General features: G+C 37.9%; 17 protein-coding genes. 12 read left to right on the top strand and 5 right to left on the bottom strand.

Annotated features, from left to right (window positions below):
- Position 1: 1 nt before the first annotated feature.
- The gene (locus tag FPL27_RS10445) at positions 2 to 1684 is read right to left on the bottom strand and encodes an amidohydrolase family protein (protein ID WP_143961041.1); all 1683 of its coding nucleotides are present in this window, start codon (positions 1682 to 1684) and stop codon (positions 2 to 4) included.
- Between the two features lie 225 nt (positions 1685 to 1909).
- Between FPL27_RS10445 and FPL27_RS10440 the strand changes: the two genes are divergently transcribed.
- The 9 genes from FPL27_RS10440 to msrA all read left to right on the top strand — a co-directional run bounded on the left by FPL27_RS10440 (position 1910) and on the right by msrA (position 10112).
- The gene (locus FPL27_RS10440) at positions 1910 to 2272 is read left to right on the top strand and encodes a response regulator transcription factor (protein WP_143961040.1); all 363 of its coding nucleotides are present in this window, start codon (positions 1910 to 1912) and stop codon (positions 2270 to 2272) included.
- Between the two features lie 43 nt (positions 2273 to 2315).
- Positions 2316 to 4199, top strand: a complete 1884-nt coding sequence (locus FPL27_RS10435) for a HEAT repeat domain-containing protein (RefSeq protein ID WP_143961039.1) — start codon at positions 2316 to 2318, stop codon at positions 4197 to 4199.
- Positions 4196 to 5644 carry a glycosyltransferase family 2 protein gene (locus FPL27_RS10430; protein ID WP_143961038.1) on the top strand — a complete coding sequence of 483 codons (1449 nt, stop codon included), beginning with the start codon at positions 4196 to 4198 and terminating at the stop codon, positions 5642 to 5644. Before FPL27_RS10435 ends, FPL27_RS10430 begins: the two co-directional genes overlap by 4 nt.
- A 7-nt stretch (positions 5645 to 5651) precedes the next feature.
- Entirely contained in the window at positions 5652 to 6902 is a 1251-nt protein-coding gene (locus tag FPL27_RS10425; RefSeq protein ID WP_143961037.1) for a YaiO family outer membrane beta-barrel protein, read from the top strand.
- A 149-nt stretch (positions 6903 to 7051) separates the two neighbouring features.
- Positions 7052 to 7411: a response regulator transcription factor gene (locus FPL27_RS10420; protein WP_143961036.1), complete on the top strand. Its 360-nt coding sequence runs from the start codon at positions 7052 to 7054 to the stop codon at positions 7409 to 7411.
- Between the two features lie 51 nt (positions 7412 to 7462).
- Entirely contained in the window at positions 7463 to 8005 is a 543-nt protein-coding gene (locus FPL27_RS10415; RefSeq protein WP_143961035.1) for a class I SAM-dependent methyltransferase, read from the top strand.
- A gap of 64 nt (positions 8006 to 8069) precedes the next feature.
- On the top strand, positions 8070 to 9125 hold the full coding sequence (locus FPL27_RS10410; protein WP_143961034.1) for a PA0069 family radical SAM protein: 1056 nt from the start codon (positions 8070 to 8072) through the stop codon (positions 9123 to 9125).
- Position 9126: 1 nt separating this feature from the next.
- The gene (locus tag FPL27_RS10405; protein WP_143961033.1) at positions 9127 to 9435 is read left to right on the top strand and encodes a DUF3253 domain-containing protein; all 309 of its coding nucleotides are present in this window, start codon (positions 9127 to 9129) and stop codon (positions 9433 to 9435) included.
- A gap of 20 nt (positions 9436 to 9455) precedes the next feature.
- Positions 9456 to 10112, top strand: coding sequence for a peptide-methionine (S)-S-oxide reductase MsrA (msrA, locus tag FPL27_RS10400; protein WP_235893416.1), 657 nt, complete (start codon positions 9456 to 9458; stop codon positions 10110 to 10112).
- A gap of 11 nt (positions 10113 to 10123) precedes the next feature.
- Here the strand turns inward: msrA and FPL27_RS10395 are convergent, their stop codons facing one another.
- Genes FPL27_RS10395 through FPL27_RS10385 form a run of 3 tightly spaced genes read right to left on the bottom strand, consistent with a single transcriptional unit; the run spans position 10124 to position 12017 of the window.
- Positions 10124 to 10810 (bottom strand): TetR/AcrR family transcriptional regulator, encoded by a 687-nt coding sequence (locus FPL27_RS10395; protein ID WP_143961032.1) that lies wholly within the window; start codon positions 10808 to 10810, stop codon positions 10124 to 10126.
- 14 nt (positions 10811 to 10824) lie between these two features.
- Positions 10825 to 11580: a YoaK family protein gene (locus FPL27_RS10390; protein ID WP_143961031.1), complete on the bottom strand. Its 756-nt coding sequence runs from the start codon at positions 11578 to 11580 to the stop codon at positions 10825 to 10827.
- 11 nt (positions 11581 to 11591) lie between these two features.
- A complete protein-coding gene (locus tag FPL27_RS10385) occupies positions 11592 to 12017 on the bottom strand; it encodes a lipocalin-like domain-containing protein (RefSeq protein WP_143961030.1) in 426 nt (141 codons plus the stop codon).
- A gap of 223 nt (positions 12018 to 12240) precedes the next feature.
- Between FPL27_RS10385 and FPL27_RS10380 the strand changes: the two genes are divergently transcribed.
- Both FPL27_RS10380 and FPL27_RS10375 read left to right on the top strand, forming a co-directional pair.
- Entirely contained in the window at positions 12241 to 13908 is a 1668-nt protein-coding gene (locus tag FPL27_RS10380; protein ID WP_143961029.1) for a DUF6909 family protein, read from the top strand.
- 172 nt (positions 13909 to 14080) lie between these two features.
- A complete protein-coding gene (locus FPL27_RS10375; protein ID WP_143961028.1) occupies positions 14081 to 15454 on the top strand; it encodes a DEAD/DEAH box helicase in 1374 nt (457 codons plus the stop codon).
- Positions 15455 to 15476: 22 nt separating this feature from the next.
- Here the strand turns inward: FPL27_RS10375 and FPL27_RS10370 are convergent, their stop codons facing one another.
- Positions 15477 to 16703, bottom strand: coding sequence for a serine hydrolase domain-containing protein (locus FPL27_RS10370; protein ID WP_143961027.1), 1227 nt, complete (start codon positions 16701 to 16703; stop codon positions 15477 to 15479).
- A gap of 86 nt (positions 16704 to 16789) precedes the next feature.
- Here FPL27_RS10370 and FPL27_RS10365 point away from each other — a divergent pair, with 86 nt between their 5' ends.
- Entirely contained in the window at positions 16790 to 18082 is a 1293-nt protein-coding gene (locus FPL27_RS10365) for a protoporphyrinogen/coproporphyrinogen oxidase (RefSeq protein ID WP_143961026.1), read from the top strand.
- Positions 18083 to 18109: the final 27 nt, after the last annotated feature.

Below are 18109 nucleotides of genomic sequence, written 5' to 3'. Positions count from 1 at the left end.
ATTATTTAGTCTCAGGTTGTTTGGTGGCTCTCATAGGGAAGCTTCCAAAGTCCGCAACCGTCAGATTTCCATCAAATTCATTTCCTGAAATGTCCCCAGAAACATTAAAAGTAATATTATTTCCCCCTGCGTCGATGTTGAACTCAAATCTAAGGCTGCTGCCATCGAGTGTGATATTTTTCAATTCAGAGGTAATCTGTCCGCTTCCAGCTGGGTTGTCGAGGGTAATTTCCCCTCTGTAATCGTCCCCATCTTTTTGGAAAACCAAGAGACCTTGAGAATCACCCTGAGGTGATTGAGCACTATAATCCCACTTTCCTTCAAGTTCAGCAGCCTCACCATTACCGTTTGACTTCTTCTTTTCGGAGGTTTCATAATCAAACATATATCCATCCGCAAAAACATGCTTTATTTGGCTATCTTCTTTGAAAATGCTATCTGTGGAAATTACCATATTGGCCAGTTTCCCTTTTTCAAGCGTTCCGGCATAATTGTCGATTCCTAAAATTTTAGCGGTGTTAATGGTCAAAGCAGCTAATGCAGCTTCTTCTGACAATCCATTTTCTATCATCAACCTGATGTTTTTTCTAACATCGCTGGTTTTGGCTCCTTGGGTGGTAAATCCAAACGGCACGCCAGCTTCATGGAATTTGGCTGCTTCCGCTAATCTTTCCTTATATGCTTCTTTCACTCTTTCGATTCTAGCTTTACGCTCTTCGTCGCTTTCGCTATCTTCCATTTTAGAGGATTTGTCTTCAGGTAGTTCTAATGTTAAAAGTACGCCTACTTGACTGTTCTTGATCTGAGGTAGAATTGGGTAAGCGCCTGACACACCGCTCAAAACCAATTTGAAGCCTAATTCTTCTTGAAGTCGTATAGCTCTTCTAGTTGTAAGATCATCCTCGACTGCAAAGATAATAGGAGTGGAACCGTCATGGGAACTGTAAAAGGCTTCCAAGGTCTTATCTCTTTCAGGTCGTCTGATGCCTGGGTTGCTCGCGAAAAGGTTAGCATGTTGGCTATTGTATTCCGAGTTTTTATATAGGTCACGAAATTTGGCCATAACACCTAAAATAGTGGCAGGATACATTCCTCTTGAACCTTTGAAAGTGGCCAACATTGCGGCGTTTTCTTTATAAATGTTACTTGAGGATTTATGGCCGTAGACCACGATTGCCGTTTTGCCAGGAAGCATTCCACCTTCTGGAAGAATTTGCCCTATTGTGAAACCCGTTTTTCGCCATTCGTTGATTTGGTTGCTATTTCCGTCAAAGTAATCAAGTACATTTCTAAACGGTGTTATTCCTGCTACCTCGTCCGGAGGGGAGGAAGCGTTGAAGTTAGATGGCTTTTCTACATCCTTGGGTCTCGATACTCCTGCAGAAGATGCCCCGTCAATGAACCCCGGATAGATATAGAGAGAATCTCCCGCAATACGGTGTGCATTAGATGGTATGGATACATTGGGCCCAATGGCTTCAATAAGTCCATTTTTAATAATTATAGTGGTGTTTTGCTGGGATTGCCCAGGTGATGTGAAAACCGTGGCATTGGTGATGGCAAAAGTGCCGGTTACCCGCTTTTCTCCTGTGTTGTCGCTTTGTGCTTTGACTGGAGAAATGTGGAGAAACCCTACCAAAACCAACAAGCCTAAAAGTAGGCGCAGGTTGTAAATGTTACTCATGCTGATTGGTTAGTTGTTGTTTATTCTGTAAACTAATAAAAGATTTAGGGAATGTAACCCGTTTTTTTTGTCAGTTGCCCAGTATTTTGAGGAACGGCAAAAAAAGCACATTCTAAATCAAGGGCTTGGGGACTATAACTTGGAACATGAAAAAATATTCAATTTTTTTAAATTGTATTTTATTTATTCGGGAATTGTATATATTTACTGCCAGAAGACTGCAATATGAAGAACATTTTACTGATTGAAGACGATGCGCTGATTTCAACAATGGTAAGGTTCCGACTAAAAAAAGACGGATACAATATCACAGTGGCTGAGGATGGGAATGCGGGGATTGAGGCCATACATAAATGTTCTCCAGATCTAATTATAACCGACGTGATGATGCCATTCAAAAACGGTATCGATATTATTAACTACGCACAAAAACACAAGCCGAATTGTCCGATAATCGTGCTGAGTTCTTTGGGAGAAGAGGAAAACACGGTATTGGAAGCTTTTAATCTAGGGGCATCTGACTTTGTCCCTAAACCTTTTAATCCTAATGAACTGGCCATTAGGGTCAAAAGATTAATCAAAAATTGATATAATCAATTTTAATAAATTTTCTATTCTCCAATCTTCTTATATGGCATATAAGGTTGAAATTGCAGCTATTGCTGTATGCGTGTTAGTATGTGGGAATCTTCAGTTGTCTTTTTCGCAAGGATTGGACCCGCATCATATAGATAGCCAGGTTTATATAGAAAGTGGCAATCCTGTCTCTGGACTTTCTTATAAAGTCCAACTGGCAAGTTATTCGGATCCCGTTCCCCATGAGCATTTCGAATTGGAAAGTCAAAATGATGGATTTATTTGGACTTTTGGGGAATTTGAGGATTTCCGTGAGGCCTTAGAGGTACGTGATTCGTTACTTGCTGACCATCCTGATGCATGGGTAAGTTATTATTTTGATGGTGAAAAAGCCACTTATCAAAAAGTGGATTCATTAGTACAATCCCATTTAATTCAATCTCAGAAAGATGAATTGAAAGAAAGCCTTTATTGGTTGGAAAGCGCTGGATATTTGCCTGACGTGAGATACAAGGTGCAGGTAGGAAGTCACAATAAGCCAATCAATAAAGAAGGATTTTCAACGGAAACTTTTGAAGGAAATCATCTATTGCTTTATGGTGAGTTTGTGGATTATCATGAGGCATTAGTTGCAAGAGATAGTTTAATTAATGTGGGATTTAAAGATTCTTGGGTGTCTTTTTACCTTTCCGGCTCCCGTGCTAGCCTTGCAGAGGTCAGCCAACATATAAAAAGTAATTTTGTACAAACTGAAGTACCTGAGGTGAAAGTTGTCGAAAAAACTGACCGGTCCATCAGGCAGGAAATGGAAACTATGCTTTATGCAGATGCAGATAAATCATTTGTTAAGAAGCTGCTATACTTTGAGGGAGAAAGAAAGATTTACAGCATTGCACTTTATTTTATTATTATTTTCTTTGGCACTACGATATCACTTATCATGGTATTGATTTCTCACCGTAGATCGGTGGAGATGGCCAAAGCCAGAAAAAAAGTTTATCAACGAAAAATAGATGATTTCCTTTCCAGTTTGCTATTAGAGGATGATTTGAACGATGAGCTTCTGGATAAAAAGCTTCAGAAATTTAAAACCAAGATTCCTTTTGAGAAGGACTGGTGTAAAGAGCTTTTGATTAAAAATATTGTAGATCTCAAGAAAAACTTCAAAGGAGAAATGGCTGATATGTTTATCACTATTTATCTTAAACTTGAGCTATTGAGCTACACAGAAAAATTAATCAATGATTCAAGTTGGTATGTAAAGACCAAAGGCATTTTTCACTTTCAAGAACTCGGCTATACGAAAGGCCTTCCCATCATTAAAAAATACACGAAAGACCCTAATGATTTCTTAAGAAACGTGGCCATCATTGCTTATATCAGCTTGGAGCCAACTGAGCCCTTATCAATATTTAATGATTACAAAGGTCAAATAGATAAAATTGATGAGTTGAAAATTTTGGATACTATTAAGAAAAGTAGAATTAAGGTTCCAAAAAATATTATCAATTGGCTTAATTCTAAAAATGAGTCCTTAGTCTCCATGACACTCAAAATGGTAACCTACTTTAACCACTTAGAAGCCGGAGATTCAGTGATCAGCTTGTTAGATCACCCTTCCTCAAAAATAAAGAACGAGGCCATAGTGGCTTGTGGCAAACTTTATCTTTCTCAAGCGGAGGAAAGGCTATTGGAAATTTTTAATAAAGAAAATGAGAATAATCAAATTGAAATACTCAAAACATTAAGAACAATCGGATCAATTACCTCTACCTTTTTCCTAGAACAACTGTTAGATGAAAAAAACAGCCGAGAGGTTAAAATTGAAACCATGATTACACTCAAGGAACTTGGAAGCGAAGTCTATGAAAGGGAATTTGAAGACAATTCCGAGCTTGGCCTTATCAAAATGCATGTTGAAAATCCTTTTATCCAATGATTCAGAATTTATTTTCCGATTTCTTAAGAGGTTATGAAGTCTTTATAGGCTTTTACGCTCTTAGCTATATACTATTTTATTTCGGCTTATCAGTGCTTTCATTTATTGCAATCAAAATTTACAGCAATAGAAAGTACAACATCAAGGACGATATCCTCATTAAATCCAACCATGTAGTGGGAGTGTCTGTAGTAGCACCAGCATTCAATGAGGGCGCAAATATAGTCTTCAACGTGCAATCGCTATTGTCCCTCAATTATCCGAAGTTTGAAGTGGTAATCATTAACGACGGTAGTACAGACGACACATTGGAAAAATTGATTGAAGAATTTGAATTGGTAAAAGTTGATTTTTTTTATGAAAGTAAGATCCACACGCAACCGGTCAAAGGACATTATAAATCCACCAATCCAGTATATAGTAAGCTATTAGTAGTGGACAAGGTCAATGGTAAGAGTAAAGCTGATGCATCTAATGCTGGTATAAATTCAGCTCAATATCCGCTTTTCTTATGTACCGATGTGGATTGTATTCTCAGAAAGGATACAATCGTAAAGCTGGCAAAGCCTTTCATGGAAAATAAAAGACGTGTAATTGCGACAGGTGCAGCCATCCGGGCTAGTAATTCGTGCGAAGTAAGAGAAGGCTTTTTAGATAAAATTCACTATCCTAAAAACTGGCTAGCAAGATTTCAAGAGCTTGAATATATAAGAGCATTTTTGTTGGGAAGAATGGCATGGAGCAAAATCAATAGCTTGCTTCTGGTTTCAGGTGGACTAGGCCTTTTTGACAAAGACATTGCGATAAAAGCCGGTGGCTATTGGCACAAATCGCTGGGGGAAGACATGGAGTTGATCACTCGGATGAGAAAGCACATGTATAGCATAAAAGAAGATTTTATAATTCAGTATATACCGGAATCATTATGTTTTACAGAAGTTCCAGCTACTATCAAAGTACTTGTACGTCAACGATCCAGATGGGGCAGGGGGCTTATTCAGACCCTTTATCTACACAGAGATGTGTTTTTCAACAAGAAATATGGAAGAACGGGCTTTCTTATTTTCCCACATTTTCTTTTATTTGAATTTTTGGTGCCTATATTGGAAGCAATTGGCTTTATAACTCTATTGGTAAGTTTTATCATATTTAACACTGACTATGAGCACCTTCTTTTGCTTTCCATTTTTGTGTATTTCTTTTATTTGACGGTAACCTTATTCTCCATTCTATGGGATGAAATCTTGTATAATCACTACGCCAATGTGAGAGAAGTTGCAATTTTGATTGCTATGGCTTTTATTGAGCCGTTCGTTTACCATCCAATCAATATATTTGCTACTTTAAAAGGCTACTACCATTTCTTTAGAGCCAAAGAGCAAAAGTGGGGAGATATGGAAAGGCAGGGATTTGTAAAAGTGGAAAAAGTGGCCAAAGCAGCCTAGTTCATTTATGAAAAGAGTTTTATTAATAGCGTTTGCCTTTCTTGGCGCACTGAGTTTTGAAGTTCAGGCTCAAAAAATTAATACCGATAGTCTGTTGTATAAGTCTTTGGAAGACTTTCAGAAGGGATCTTATGATCTAGTAATCCAACAGGCTCATCAAGCAATAAAGGTGGCCCCAGATTATTTGGATTTTCACCTACTTTTGGGTCGCTCACATTTGATGAAAAATAATTATGACAGTGCCAGATATTATTTGACGCATGTGGTAGAGCAAAATTTAGAATATGTGGAAGCCTTCCAATTTCTTATTGATACCGAACTTAGGGATGGTAAACCTGAAAAAGCCGGATTGGTGGCAGAAGAGGCATTGGATAAGCATCCTGAGGAAAAAATTTTTTACAGGAAAAAAATAGCCTCTCTACAGCTTCAGGAAATGGAAAAAGAGGAAAGGCAATTTATAGAAAGATCTCTCGAGAAATTCCCTAATGATCCTGAATTTCGCCAAAGACTTTATTTTCTTGAAACCAAAAACAAGGCCGATAGGATCGGAATAAATTATAGTATTACGACTTTTGACCGAGAAAATGTAGGTCCTTGGCATTTAGTGGGAGCTCAGTACATCCGAGAAAGGAACTGGGGCAGCCTTATCGGCCGAGTCAATTATGCCGATAGGATGTCTGCAGGTGAAAGTATCACTTCTGGTTATCAATTTGAACTGGAATCCTATGTCTTTATGGGTAAAAATGGATATAGCCATTTTTCAGGAGCATATAGCAATAGTATCGTGTTCCCTTCAATTCGTGCTGGATATTCCTATTATCACAACTTTCGAAATGGTTGGGAAACAGAGGTTGGTGCACGTTATGTAGAAATGGCTGGCAGAAATTTTAGGTCAGGTATACTTGGTGTAGGTAAATATTTTGGATCTTTTTGGCTTAATGGACGTACTTTTTTACAAAACGAAGGTTCTCAGTACTTTCCTGCGTTCCAGCTTACTACTAGATATTATTTTGAAAGCAGATTTGATTATTTGAACTTTATCGTAGGCTACGGTACTTCACCTGATGAACGGGCTACTCTTAATCAATTTGAGTCTCGAGTAGCGATGGATAGTTATCGTACTGGGATAGGTTATTTTCGGCTTTGGAATGACCGAATTTTAACGGGGACTCAATTCACGTTCAATTACCAGGAATTAATGCCAGGGTTGCAACAAAACGAATATGAGGTTTATCTAATGGTTCATTACAAGTTTTAATAGCATATAATAAACCTATTTCAAAAGCCTTGCATATAAAATATGCAAGGCTTTTGTTTTATAAAATCTGTGGTTTATATTTATAAAAATGTACTTTGATATTAATTTAGAAATTTTTCTCTATTTTTGTTTAAAGTAAATTTTAGAAAATGAAGAGAATTTTAATAGTTGAGGATGACCCTTTGACCCTCAAGATTACAGAGAATAAGCTTAAGAAAGAAGGTTACCAGGTTTACATCAGCAAGGACGGTAAGGACGGTATCGAAAAACTTCATACTTTAAAACCTGACTTGGTGATCACAGATCTCATGATGCCCTATAAATCTGGGTTAGAAATCACCTATTATGTGAAAAAGCATTTCCCTAATGTCCCTGTGATAGTTTTTTCAGCATTAGGAGAGGAAGAAAAAACGGTGGTGGATACGTTTAATGTGGGTGCCAATGATTTCATATCTAAACCGTTCAACCTAAATGAACTTGCTTTAAGGGTTAAAAGGCTAATTAAATGAAGAAAATTTAGTAAATTTATTCATTGTAATCATCTGAAAATTTTATAATCAATGGATAAAAGCCTTCTTCATAAAGAATTATTCTCCAATATTAAAACTACAGGAGCCATTACATTTAGTTCCAAGGCTCTTGTCAATAAAATGCTCTCCTACGCAGAATTGAAAGGAGCAAAGACTATCGTCGAACTTGGTGGTGGAGATGGCAGTATTACCCGAGGCATTGTTGAAAAAATGGATAATGATGCCAATTTGTATGTCTTTGAGATTAGTGAAAAATTCTGCGATTCCTTGAAAAAGGAATTTCCTCAGAAAAACATCCACATTATCTGTGATTCAGCTTCAAATTTTGAAAACCATATCAATGGTAGTCAGCCTAATGTAATATTTTCTTCCCTTCCTTTTAGCCTTATACCCAAAGAAGAAAGAGAGAAAATCTATGCGGTAAGCTCCCAAAAGCTAAATGGAAAAGGGCCCTTCATACAGATATGTTATTCCTATCTTCTGAAGTTTCAATTTGCCAAACATTTCAGTAATGTGAAAGCGAGCTGGACAATGAAAAATTTCCCGCCAGCCTTCATTATGGTTTGCAACTAATTCCAGCCAAATTGCCTTCTATAAGTAATGATTGAAGTCATTAATTAAGGCATTTTAGATTAGAATGGAGTCGGACAAATTCAAGGGTAGGGGATCCCACATACATCCAGAAAACAGGTTTTTGAAAAGAAGAGAGGTAACTCAATTCTCTGAAGGTCTGGATGTGCCCAAATATGAGGACAAACCCATTACCAAGTACTTTTCGGAATCGGTGAAAAATCCCTTGAGTAAGAATGATAGTCCCGATCTGCCATTGACATTTTCCATTAATCCTTATCAGGGTTGCGAACATGGCTGTATTTATTGTTATGCCCGGAATAGCCATACCTACTGGGGTTTCGATGCCGGACTTGGTTTTGAGACTAATATCGTGGTCAAGCACAACATTGCCGAAAAGCTGAAAGAAACCTTTGAAAGGAAGGGGTATCAGCCTTCCCCAATAATGCTTTCAGGGAATACTGATTGTTATCAACCAGCAGAGAAAAAATTTCAGCTTACACGTAAGATTCTTCAAATTTGTTTGGATAATAAGCATCCAGTGAGTTTGATAACCAAAAATTCTCTGATTGAAAGAGATATGGATATCCTTATTGAATTGGCAAAGCTGCGGTTAGTTCATGTATATTTTAGCATTAATCATCTTGATCCAGCATTAAAGCAAGTTCTCGAGCCTAGAACGGCCACAGCGGAAAAGAAAATCAAGTTGATTGAAAAATTCACTTTAAATCATATTCCTGTGGGAATAATGATTGCTCCGATTATACCAGGGATTAATAATAACGATATTCTTGAAATCTTACGCCTGGCTTCAAGGGCTGGAGCACTATGTGCAGGCTATACAGTGGTAAGGCTTAATGGGCAACTCGAAGAAATTTTTACAGAATGGCTGGAAAGGGAGTTTCCGGATAGAAAGCATAAAGTTCTCCACCAAATCAAAAGTTTGCATGGAGGGAGTTTAAAAGACAATGAATGGGGCCGAAGGATCAAAGGAGATGGACCTATTGCAGAAGTTATCAAAAGAATATTTGACCAAGGGGTGAAAAAGTATATGGCAGAAAGGAAAATGCCTGATTATGATCTTTCACTTTTCAATCCCAGAAAACAGTTGAGATTATTCTGATATGCAAAAATTGAATTCAAGCAAAAAATATAACTCTTCAGAAACCCTAACGGAAGAGGGGAAAATTTCCTCTGTTTTAGAATCAGCCATTATGGAAATGGGAAGGCAAAGGGGGGATAACACTTTTTGCCCCTCCGAAATTGCAAGATGGATATTTCCCCAGGCCTGGCGTGAATTCATGTCAGATGTCCAGCAGGAAATGATGAGACTTTATCGGGATGGGAAAATCTCCGTTATGCAAAAAGGAATTGAGGTTCATAAAAACCAAATGCCCACTGGCCCAGTTAGGATAAAGGTTCCTAAACCCTAATTACCAATTGAGAAATATCAATGGAAAGATTAACTGTATTTATTTTCGCATTTCTTATGGCTTTTTCCGCCTGCGGACAAAAGTCATCCAACAAGTCCAACAAACCCATGAATGATTTACCCAAAACAGAAGTGAATATTCCCGATGGATACGAAGTGGCCACTTTGGGCAGCGGTTGTTTCTGGTGCATTGAAGCCATCTATCAAGACCTTGAGGGTGTAGAAGAGGTAAAGTCCGGGTATAGCGGTGGACATATAGCCAATCCAGCATATCAAAAAGTAATCTCCGGAACTTCTGGTCATGCTGAAGTTATACAATTTTATTTTGATCCTAAAGTCATTTCCTATAGTGATATATTGGAGATTTTTTGGTCAACTCATGATCCTACTACTTTAAATCGACAAGGTAATGATGTAGGTCCTCAATATAGAAGCGCAGTGTTTTATCACACTGAAGAACAGCGTAAACAAGCGGATCACTTCAAGAGTAAATTGAATGAAGAAAAGGTTTTTGAAAAGCCGATTGTAACAGAGATTACCCCTTTCTCAAACTTCTACCTGGCAGAAGAATACCACCAGAATTACTATAAATTGAATGCAGGGCAGGCCTATTGTCAATATGTAATAAGACCAAAGGTTGAAAAATTCAAAAAGGTTTTTGCTGATAAACTAAAATAAAAAAAGGGACCCTAATTTAGGGTCCCTTTTGTCAATACTGAAAACATCAAAGTTTCTAGAAATCTCTTTACTTTCGGTTTACTGTCTGAATTTTGAAATTCAGTAAGGGTTTGAAAATGCTGTGAGAAATAAAACTGCTCGTAAGTTGTTTCAATAAGGTTGCAGGCTAATGCACGTGGAAATTCATATTCATCATTTACCTCAATAAAGATTTTTGAAATTGTATCAACCAGCTTTTCATAGCTTTTGAAATAACCTTGTTGATCTTCAAGGTCTACTTTTTTTGTCAAGTAAGCTTTTGCGGATTCTGAAAGAACAATTTCGTGAAGACTTCTGATATCCATGTTTTTGATGGAAGGTGAGGCCGATTCAATATTTACTAAAATATCAATTACCCTGTCAAGTTTGTCTTTCGGTGTGACGGTGAATTCTGTAGAAAACTCAATTTTCATATTCAACACTTCCCAATAAACAGAAATCAGATATACCAGCAAGTTATGCTTATTAGTGAAATAGCGGTAAATTGATGCTTCATTAGACTTGATCTCTCGCGCCAATTTTTTGAAAGTGAAATCCTCAATTCCCAATTCTCTGATCATACCAATACTTGAAACGATGATTTTTTTGCCCAAAGCCGAATTTTCCGGATTAATGAGGTACAAATTCTCATTTTTTGGTAAATGAATATCTATTTCCATACGATAATTGAAGCTTAATTCTGTTCCTGTATTTCGTGGGCCGGACGTTTAATTTTCATGATGGTCTTTTTGGTTACTAGCATGGTCATGTCATAATAGGCCACAAATAGCATAATAGCTGCAACTAGATAAAATACGTGAAAGTCAAATCTTAAAAAGAACCATCCGCCTACCAGTCCTCCGAAAATATAGAATGACAATATAGTAAATCTCAGAGTAAGTCTGTCCTTCAAAATCTTGGTGCTTTCCGTTTTAGGATGAAACCACTGGGACAATTCAGCTCCAAGGTCAGTAAAAAGGCCGGTAACGTGCGTAGTTTTGACAACTCCTCCAGTTATAGTGGATACAAGGCTATTTTGAAGTCCCATGCAAAAAAGTAGAGCCCCCACGAGCCATTCTGTTTCTCTTAAGGTTTCTGAATAATAATTATGCCCATAGAAAGCAACACCCAGCAAAACGATAATTTCTATAATAACTGGAACAGAGTGAGCAACGTAAGTTCCTTTTCTAACTACTGAATAGATTAGGTAATTCGCTAAAAAAGCTCCAAAGAGAAAAAGTAATAACCAAATCAAGACGATATACACTTGATGCCAATGGCCTTTCACTATTTCTTCGGCCAAAATTGCCACATGACCGGTAACATTTGAAGTAAAAGCAAAAAAGGCTACCACACTTGCTACATTGACCATACCAGCTGCGGTAGCAGTAGAGCCGGCAAGCATAAGGTTGTCCTTGGTTGATCTTTTTTTCTGATCGTTTCTTAACATTCTGGGATGTATTATTTTTTAAAAGTTAATTTTGCTATACCTCGTGACTCCATACCAATATCAAAATTCAAGATCAATTCATTGTCATTCAATTCTTTAATATCATATCGCTCCACATGACCATCTTCATGGGTCAATTTCAAAATATGCCCACGACCTTTTAATATCCATTTACCTTTTCCTACGACTTCATCATTTTTCATAAATATGATGGTATTATCATCTCCAAAAATCCAATTTTCAGCCTCGTGTTTTCTTACAGTAGTGAGATCATAATAAAACATAGAGGGTTCGTTGGCCTTTTCATAAGTCCAAGCAGCTTCTTCCCAATCCCCGATGATGATATTTTCAGGATTGTTAGAAACAAAGCCAAGGGAAACAGCCACACTAACTATGATGACTCCGGCTGTAATAATGATATTGCTGAACTTAGGCATGTGGTTTAATTATAGGAATAACTCCTTTCATTCGTGAAAGTAATACTATTATTGCTGAAAGTTTAACGTTAGAACCAGTATTTTGGTTTCAATGGCCTATTTCACCTATTTCTCTAATTATTTGGCTGATAAAGAAGCGCTAAAGTCCAATACCTGAACTATTAAAGTTTTGGGTAAACTTTTTTATTTAACTTTGTAGAATTTTAATCTTATATTATTTGCTATGAAAAGAACTAGAGCACAAGAATCCCGGGCAGCCATTGAGAAACTTTATATTACCATGCGGCATTTGTTTACCAGAGGAACTTATAAACCAATGGGGGTTTCAGGGGAATCCTTGATTAGTTCACTTTTAGTGTTAAGTCCAGAGATATATGGTCTTATTACTGATAAGGAAAAAATAGAACTTGATGGCCTTCTATATATTATGGAAAGGCTGCCTAAAGGTATTGAGGAATGCCGTTTTGTAAGATTAATTAGCCGTGAGGGATATGAACACAGTGATTTCCCGACACTGGTTCCACCACGAAGAAAACGTAATTGCTACAGAGTGGATAAAAGCCAGATGTATGTAGAGATGACAAGGGGAAAAAGTGATATCTATGATATTTTAACCCATTTGACTTTTCTTTATATCGAGGCGGAAATAATTCGCCACAACAGCACTGACCATAAAGGCAAGGAAAATCTGAATTGGCAGAAACTTGCCGAAATTGTGGATAAGGAAAAAAGAGGGGAGGAGTTTGACCGAGAGGCGGCATGTTCTTATCTGAGCCATATCACGGGCAGAACTTATGAGGAGACGATTCAAGCGGTTCGCAAATTTGATGATTCTTCTAATAGCAACAGTCTTTTTTCTATTATTTACTACTTAGGCAAGCTCTCCATTGACGAAGCTGTCAATGCTAATGATCGGGAAATAAGTTTTTCTGCAACCTTAAGAGAAAGAGTAGGTCATCATGTCTACGGTGAGTTATGGGCGAATCGAATTAAGGCTTTCCTTGAGGAGGAAAAGCTTATAGATAGACCTATTCATATTATCTCTGCAAATCTTCACAGCGTATTAAATCTCGTGTATGGACACCAGGCTTTGGGGCTAGACACTTACGAAGAATTGGAAACCAGTGCGATGGACATATCTGTAATGTCTAAAACTAATAAGTCGAAGGAAATTGCTTCTTATGCCAAATCACATGGCTTTTATGACCTTCCTGATCTATCGGGAACCAATATTGGCGTGCAGGTTTTTGATACAGCCAAAATGAAGAAAGACACCTTGATTCCGGGTGTTAAAATACCTTCAGACAAAAAGAAAAAACCCGTATTCGTAGTTATGGATTATGCTTTTGGAGAGCAAGCCTATGAATGCATGGATGAACTGCTAAAGCCATATGAATCTGGTGAGGATAAAATATCCTTGGACGTGGTTTCTGTGTCAATTATGGGCAAGGCCGGGATTCTCAAAGGGAATAAAGGTGATATTATGATTCCTGATAGCCATGTTTTTGAAGGCACTGCAGATAATTATCCACTGAAGAATGAATTATCTGTGAAAGACTTTCAAGGGTTTGGTTTAGGAGTATATGAAGGTCCGATGATCACTGTATTGGGCACTTCGCTTCAAAACAGAGATGTTCTTACCTACTTCATGGAGTCTAGCTGGAAAGCTGCCGGTCTAGAAATGGAAGGCGCTCATTATCAAAAAGCCATCCAAGCTGCTAGTCAAATTAGGCACAGCATCCGGAAAAATGTAAAAGTGTTGTATGCTTATTATGCCTCGGATAACCCATTAGAAACAGGAAGTACATTGGCATCAGGAGCCTTGGGAGTGGAAGGCGTCAGGCCGACTTACTTGATAACTTATAAAATTTTGGAAAAAATAATGAAGTAATACAATCATTTGATCTTGATCCTTGGCTTAAATTTTTATCTTTAGGCTGAGGATCATTCATTTTTTTATAAATATTGAATTGAATGATTTTTATCCTTCTATTGTTAGGACTAGAAATATGAAGGATTCTCTTATATTTCTTTGACTTATTCACCATTAACAATTATTGATTTTGACTTTTGATAAATTTAATTTCGTAGACTCATTACAAGAAGGTCTCGATGCAATGGGTTTTGACAAACCTACCCCCATACAACAAGAGGCCATTCCCGCTATTATGGAAGGTAAAGATCTTATCGCCACAGCCCAAACCGGAACCGGTAAGACAGCAGCTTTTATTCTTCCAATTTTGCACAAGATTGCCAAGAGTGGTTCTTCAGACATTAATACTTTAATTTTGGCGCCAACCCGGGAGCTGGCTATTCAAATCGACCAACAAATCCAAGGCTTTGCCTATTTTCTTGGTATTAGTTCGATTGCCGTCTATGGTGGTGGTGATGGTGTTGTGTGGGAACAGCAGAAAAGGGCTTTGGAAACTGGTGCTGAAATAGTGGTAGCAACCCCAGGTAGATTAATTGCACTTTTGGCTAGTGGCAAAATCAAGTTCGAAAATTTGCAACACCTAATCCTCGATGAAGCTGACAGGATGATGGACATGGGATTTTCCGAAGATCTTCTTAAGATAGTCACTTATCTTCCTAAGGAAAGGCAAACTGTGCTTTTCTCAGCAACTATGCCTCAAAAGATTAGACAATTCTCTTCTAAGATTTTGAAGGACCCAATTTCCATTAGTATTGCATTGGGCAAAACAGCCAAAGGTATCACCCAAAGTGTTTATCATGTGCATGATAATCAAAAGGAGGGCTTAGTGAAACATATATTGTCTCAAAAAGCATTTGAAGCTGTGATAATCTTTGCTTCTACTAAAGATAAGGTGAAATCCCTTTATAAGGTTCTTAAAAAAGATTTTGAGGTTGAGGCTTTCCATTCAGACCTTGAGCAGCTGGAAAGGGAGAAAATCATGTCCGCATTTAAAAATCGTGCGATCAAAATTTTGATTGGGACCGATATTATTTCGCGTGGAATTGATGTAGTAGGTATTGAGTTGGTCATTAACTATGACACCCCGTCTGATCCAGAAGATTATGTTCACCGAGTTGGTAGAACAGCCAGGGCTGATAGCCAAGGTGAAGCTATTACTTTTGTAAACTCCAAAGACAAGTTTAAATTCAACAACATTGAGAAGTTGATTGGATTGGAATTAGAACAGCATCCTTTACCTGATCATTTGGGTGAGGCTCCCAAATTAGATAATCAAGGTAGTGGCCAAAGGAAAGCAAATTTTGATCGGAAGAAACCAAATGGCAATAAGAAGTTTTCAAAGCCAAGAGGGAAACAAAATAGGCCAGCCAAAAATGAAGGCGGTAGTACTCCAAATCCTAGTACTGAAAACAATATCGGTGAGGCAAAAAGTAGCTCCCACCAAAAATCTTCCTCAAAACCCAAGTTTAGAGAAAGGAAGAATGTAAATTCAGAAATAGATTAAAAAAAGGGAAGTTTTACTTCCCTTAATTATTTAAACTCTCCAAAACTTTTTTTATAAAGCCGTTCATATGAGGTCCTTCCAGCCACCTGGTGACCACTACCAGATCGTTTTCTTTATCCACATAGATCATGTTCACACCCGCTCCTAAATGGTAAAATGCTGATTCTGGAGCATCAGGGAGTAATGATTTGTCAGTGTTTAGGAAATAATTCATAAACCCATATGTTGGCTGTGCCGATGTGGGAGTTAATGATTTTTTAATCCACTCTTCAGATAATATCTGCTTTCCATTCCAAGCGCCATTTTTTAAAGTCAAAAGCCCAAACCTAGCCTGATCATACGCATTAATAAACATGCCGCCTCCCCAATGGGATCCGCCACTCACCGCTTGAAGAATTTGACCGTCAATTATCACAAAACTGTTTTCATACCCAGTCCATCTCCAAGTGTCACTTGCGCCAATTTTATCCATCAGGTTTTCTTTTAACACCACAGGCAGGGCTTTTCGCCAGATATTCATGCTGGCTAGCGCCAAAACGTTAACTCTAGTATCGTTGTATTCGTAAACCGACCCTGGCTCATTTCTTTCTCTATCTATCCAATTTTCTGAATCTTTTTCCGGCCTATCGGCCCAGTCAGGTTTTCCCCACAGCGTTCCTTCCCAGTCAGACGTCTGCCTTAAGAGGTGATCCCAAGTTATTTTGCGGTTGTGCTCGGTATTGAAAAGCTCGAAAACATCTTCCTCCTCCAAATTATCAGCCTTGTTTCTTTGAGCTTGAAGGGAGGAGTAGGGAATTATAGGAGCCATATATGGGTAAACCAAGTCATTTTCACTCTTTATTAGCCCTTGGTCATAACCTAGCCCCACTGTGGCAGACACCAGGCTTTTCGCAACGCTAAAAGTAAGATCCACTCTTTCAGGTTCTCCCCACTCGGCAATAATATAACCATTTTTAATTACCAGGCCGGTAGGCTTGCCCCGTTGCTTCATGGGCCCGATAGGGTATCCAAAGGGTTCCCGTCCAAATGCCGATTGATAATGAGCTTTTTTCAGGTTTTTATCTGCTTTACTGGCGTTCTGTTGCGCATATTGGATGGCTTTTTGCAGTAATTTTTCATTCATGCCGACATCCTCAGGCTTTTTATTTTCCCAGTAGTTTTTTTCAGGGAAATATTGCTGGGATAGTCCGTATTCAGTAATTCCACAAAGCAAAATGCATGTTGCTATGATGAAGAGTTTGATTTTCATTTTTAATAGGTTGGTTTTATCGATAGAAATAATTCATAGAAACATTTTTTTGAATAGGCAGTAATATAAATAAATCAAAGAATATAATGAACGATAAAAAGGTTTACATTATAGGAGCTGGGATGGCCGGGCTGGTGGCTGCTTATGAGCTAGAGGCGGTTGGATATCGCCCCGTCATTTTAGAGAGTTCTGACAGTGTTGGTGGCAGGGTTAGAACGGATCTGAAAAATGGTTATTTGTTGGACAGAGGGTTTCAGATATTTTTAACCGGTTATCCCGAGGGAAAACGGTATTTGGATTATGATGCCCTCAATCTAAAATATTTTGATCCTGACATGGTAATTTTGCGATCAGATGGCTCCATGCACGTGACAGATCCTTTTCTCAATCCAGCGGGAATTTTCTCTATGGCTTTATCTAAAGTGGGTAACACCAAGGATAAGATCAAACTTTTTACAATTTCTGCGGGGCTGATGCAAAAATCGGAAGAGCAGATATTCAAAACCGATGTGCTTACCACCAGGGAGTATTTTTTAGCCCGAGGCTTTTCTCCGGAAATTATAGCCAATTTCTTAAATCCTTTATTTAAAGGAATCTTTTTGGAAGGTGAATTGAAAACCCCTTCAAGTATGTTTGAATTTGTATTTAAAATGCTTCATAAAGGAAAAGTTGCTATCCCAGAACTTGGTATGCAGGAAATTCCTAACCAGCTATACGGAAAGCTGAAAAACACGGCAGTCCGCTTTAACACCATGGTGAAATTTGTGGATGGTAGCGTTATTACATTAGAAGACGGTGAAGAAATTGTTGCTGATGAAATCATTTGTACAACATTACCAACCTATTTGAAAGATTTCAAGAAGGAAGGTGAGTTTAATTATCATAAGGTAACTAATATTTATTATGCCATTTCCAGGTCCTTCTTAGCTCAACCATCTATTGGTTTGGTACCAGGAGAAAATTTCTTGATCAATAATCTTGTTTTCCACACAGATGTGAGTCCATCGTATTCAACAACGGAAAAAGCCTTACTTTCTGTCAGCATAGTAAATGATACTGTAGGAGTTGAAGATCTTGTTGCCAGAGTGGCAAAAGAACTACAAGTATTGAGTGGTATTCGATCCGAATACTTTGAGCATATCCATACTTATGAAATTGAAGAAGCATTACCCGATATTCCTGTTTTGAAACATGATATACTTGCCGTGGACTGTAAGATTGGGGAAAATGTACATTTGGCTGGGGATTATCTGTTAAACCCCTCTTTGAATGCTGCAATGAGGTCAGGGCGAAGGGCCGCTGAATCCATTATTCTTAAACACAATATGGAGCAAAATGGAGGATTAAAGCCTATTGTAATGGAGACTGAGTTAAAATAAGATTTTCTCTCTGCAAATTGTAGTATC

Origin of the sequence: Litoribacter populi (assembly GCF_007483685.1) — a bacterium.
Classification (GTDB): Bacteria; Bacteroidota; Bacteroidia; order Cytophagales; family Cyclobacteriaceae; genus Litoribacter; species Litoribacter populi.
This window is presented reverse-complemented; position numbering and strand designations above follow the sequence as displayed.